Source organism: Haloferax sp. DFSO52 (assembly GCF_048158745.1).
GTDB lineage: Archaea > Halobacteriota > Halobacteria > Halobacteriales > Haloferacaceae > Haloferax.
The window spans coordinates 1-4,116 of sequence record NZ_JBLOPB010000006.1 but is presented as its reverse complement, the minus strand read 5'-3'; the positions used below and the strand labels follow the sequence as shown (position 1 = coordinate 4,116).

The 4,116-nt window shown below is 54.8% G+C and carries 1 tRNA gene and 3 rRNA genes; all 4 read left to right on the top strand.

What is annotated here, in order from left to right:
• Positions 1-498, top strand: a 16S ribosomal RNA gene (locus tag ACK3SC_RS19025); the annotation flags it as partial.
• A 98-nt stretch (positions 499-596) separates the two neighbouring features.
• Positions 597-668, top strand: a tRNA-Ala gene (locus ACK3SC_RS19020).
• A 213-nt stretch (positions 669-881) separates the two neighbouring features.
• Positions 882-3,794, top strand: a 23S ribosomal RNA gene (locus ACK3SC_RS19015).
• A 112-nt stretch (positions 3,795-3,906) separates the two neighbouring features.
• Positions 3,907-4,028: ribosomal RNA gene (gene rrf / locus ACK3SC_RS19010) — 5S ribosomal RNA — on the top strand.
• Positions 4,029-4,116: the final 88 nt, after the last annotated feature.

The following is a 4,116-nucleotide window of genomic DNA, read 5'->3' as shown; positions in this document are numbered from 1 at the left end:
TGCTATAGAGAGGAGGTGCATGGCCGCCGTCAGCTCGTACCGTGAGGCGTCCTGTTAAGTCAGGCAACGAGCGAGACCCGCACTTCTAATTGCCAGCAGCAGTTTCGACTGGCTGGGTACATTAGAAGGACTGCCGCTGCTAAAGCGGAGGAAGGAACGGGCAACGGTAGGTCAGTATGCCCCGAATGAGCTGGGCTACACGCGGGCTACAATGGTCGAGACAATGGGTTGCTACCTCGAAAGAGGACGCTAATCTCCGAAACTCGATCGTAGTTCGGATTGAGGGCTGAAACTCGCCCTCATGAAGCTGGATTCGGTAGTAATCGCATTTCAATAGAGTGCGGTGAATACGTCCCTGCTCCTTGCACACACCGCCCGTCAAAGCACCCGAGTGAGGTCCGGATGAGGCTATCACACGATAGTCGAATCTGGGCTTCGCAAGGGGGCTTAAGTCGTAACAAGGTAGCCGTAGGGGAATCTGCGGCTGGATCACCTCCTAACGACCGAGACCACCCCGACGGGGTGGCTCACTTTCGATTTCCGAGTTCGAACACGATACATCCGTTCGGACACCTTAGAACTACTAGGGCTGACACGGGCCCATAGCTCAGTGGTAGAGTGCCTCCTTTGCAAGGAGGATGCCCAGGGTTCGAATCCCTGTGGGTCCATGGTAAGCAATGTTCAACCCTCGTTGAACCGCTCCCCTTAAGTGTGGGACGGCGATACGATGGAATGGACATTGACGACTGATGCACCATCCCGCGCAAGCGTGGTTGGGAAGGGTCGAAAACGCGCCAGAAGACTACTGGGCGTTTGATGAAACCGTGTGTACGTGCAATCCAGGCGTCCACTGGACCCGTTCTCCGGGTCACAGTGACTATATCAACTGGCTACTGTGCCAGCTGGTGGATAGCTCGGCTCGAGAGCCGATGACGGACGTGCCAAGCTGCGATAAGCCTCAGGGACCCGCATGGAGGGTAAGAACTGAGGATCTCCGAATGGGAATCCCCACGCAATTGCCTCGCGCAATGGGGAACGCTCCGAATTGAAACATCTTAGTAGGAGCAGGAAAAGAAAGCAATCCGCGATATCGTGAGTAACGGCGAGTAAAAGCGACACAGTCCAAACCGAAGCCTTCGGGCAATGTGGTGTACGGACTACCCGTAACGAAACTGGATTCTACACGAAGTCTCTTGGAACAGAGCGTGATACAGGGTGAAAACCCCGTAGTGTAGAAGAAAGTTTCCGGGGTTGTTCCAGAATAACGGGGGTTGGATATCCCTCGTGAATTACGCAGGCATCAACTGCGAAGACTAAACACTCCTCGAGACCGATAGCGAACAAGTAGCGTGAGCGAACGCTGAAAAGCACCCCGAAAAGGGCGGTGCAATAGGGCTTGAAATCAGTTGGCGATAGAGCGATATAGCATACAAGGTCGTCTGACGAATGAACCGAGAGCGATCTCACAGTAAGACTCAGACGAAGCCGATGTTATGTCGTACGTTTTGAAAAACGAACCATGGAGTGCATCTGACTGGCGAGTCTAAGGGGTGAACCCCCGGAGGCATAGGGAAACCGATACGGCCGCAGTCTTTGACCAGGGCCACCGTCTTCAAGGGCGGGGAGCCAACCGGATGCGACCCGAAACCAAGTGATCTACGCCGGAGCAGGGTGAAGCGTGGCGAAAGCTGCGTGGAGGCCCGTTAGAGTTGGTGTCCTACAATACCCTCTCGTGACTCTGGTGTAGGGGTGAAAGGCCCATCGAACTTGGCAACAGCTGGTTCCAACCGAAACATGTCGAAGCATGACCTCTGATGAGATAGTTCGTGAGGTAGAGCGACCGATTGGGAATCCGGACTCCGAGAGGAGTTCGCTTCCCTGTCAAACTCCGAACTTACGAACGTCGTAGACTCAGGGAGTCCGGTGTGCGGGGTAAGCTTGTGCACCGTGAGGGAGACAACCCAGAGCTAGGTTAAGGACCCAAAGTGTGGATTAAGTGCGATTGAAGATTGTCTCGAGCCCTAAACAGCCGGGAGGTGAGCTTAGAAGCAGCTACCCTCTAAGAAAAGCGTAACAGCTTACCGGCCGAGGTTCGAGGCGTCGAAAATGATCGGGGCTCAAATCCACCTCCGAGACCTGGCGGCGTACTTTCGAGTACGATTCCGTAGGTTGGCATACTGTTTGGGTGGAAGCACGGGGGAGACTTCGTGTGGACCGAACAGCAACGAAAATCATGGTCTCAGTAGCAGCGAGAGTCGGGTGTGAACCCCGACGACCTTACGCGCAAGGGTTCCTCGGCACTGCTAATCAGCCGAGGGTTAGTCGATCCTAAGTCTAACCGTAATTCGAATTAGATGAAAGGGAAACTGGTTAATATTCCAGTACTATCTTGCACTAAAAGTCGACGCTTTAGGAAACACCGAGCGGGGCCTTCGCCCCGTCGAATCACCGAACTTCGTGGAAGCCGTAATGGCACGAAGCGAAAGAATGGTGAGATAGGGAAACTCGGCGGTACCTAGAGCCCGTGAAAAGACGAGCAAGATAATCGTACCGAGATCCGACACAGGTGCGCAGGCAGAGAAAGCCAAGGTCTGTCGGGATCAACCGACGTTAGGGAATTCGGCAAGTTAGTCCCGTAAGTTCGCGATAAGGGATGCCTGCTCTTGATCGAGCAGGTCGCAGTGACTCGGACGCTCCGACTGTCTAGTAACAACATAGGTGACCGCAAATCCGCAAGGACTCGTACGGTCACTGAATCCTGCCCAGTGCGGGTATCTGAACACCCATTACAATGGGACGAAGGACCCGTCAACGGCGGGGGTAACTATGACCCTCTTAAGGTAGCGTAGTACCTTGCCGCTTCAGTAGCGGCTTGCATGAATGGATCAACGAGAGCGTCACTGTCCCAACGTTGGGCCCGGTGAACAGCACGTTCCAGTGCGGAGTCTGGAGACCCCCAAGGGGAAGCGAAGACCCTATAGAGCTTTACTGCAGGCTGTCGCTGAGACGTGGTCGCTAATGTGCAGCATAGGTAGGAGCCGTTACACAGGTACCCGCGCCAGCGGGCCACCGAGGCATCATTGAAATACTACCCGTTAGTGACTGCGACTCTCACTCCTGGCGGAGGACACCGGTAGCCGGGCAGTTTGACTGGGGCGGTACGCGCTCGAAAAGATATCGAGCGCGCCCAAAGATTTCCTCACGCGAGTCGGAAACTCGTGGAAGAGCGCAAGAGCAAACGGAAGTCTGACAGTGACATTCCTAACGAGTGTCGCTGACGCGAAAGCGTGGTCTAGCGAACCTACGAGGTTCATTCATGGGACCCGTAGATGACAGAAAAGCTACCTTAGGGATAACAGAGTCGTCACCGGCAAGAGCACATATCGACCCGGTGGCTTGCTACCTCGATGTCGGTTCCCTCCATCCTGCCCGTGCAGAAGCGGGCAAGGGTGAGGTTGTTCGCCTATTAAAGGAGGTCGTGAGCTGGGTTTAGACCGTCGTGAGACAGGTCGGCTGCTATCTATTGGGGGTGTTGAGGAACATGACGTGAACGTTCGTATAGTACGAGAGGAACTACGAATGGGTGCCACTGGTGTACCGGTTGTCCGAAAGGGCAGTTGCCGGGCAGCTACGCACCGCAGGGTAAGAGCTGAAAGCATCTAAGCTCGAAACCTACACGGAAAAGAAGTTCCACTGAGGTCACTCGTAGAAGACGAGTTCGATAGACTCGGGGTGTACGCAACGAGGCAACGAGTTGTTCAGCCCGCGAGCACTAACAGACCAAGCCACATTCATACGCACTGAGACCCGAGAACGGGTCCAGGCGCAAACTGGATTGCACGTACGAAGTCAGACGCCACGATACCGATATTGGTATGACGATGGTTCGATTCCATCGGTCGGAGTTAAGGCGGCCACAGCGGTGAGGTTCCACCCGTACCCATCCCGAACACGGCAGTTAAGCTCACCAGCGTTCTGGTCAGTACTGGAGTGAGCGATCCTCTGGGAAATTCAGTTCGCCGCCCCCACTCATATTCGAAAGCCCACCGGACACGCGTCCGGTGGGCTTTCTTCATTTATCGCGAGTGGGTTCAGGGTTACTCTTGAATCTACTCG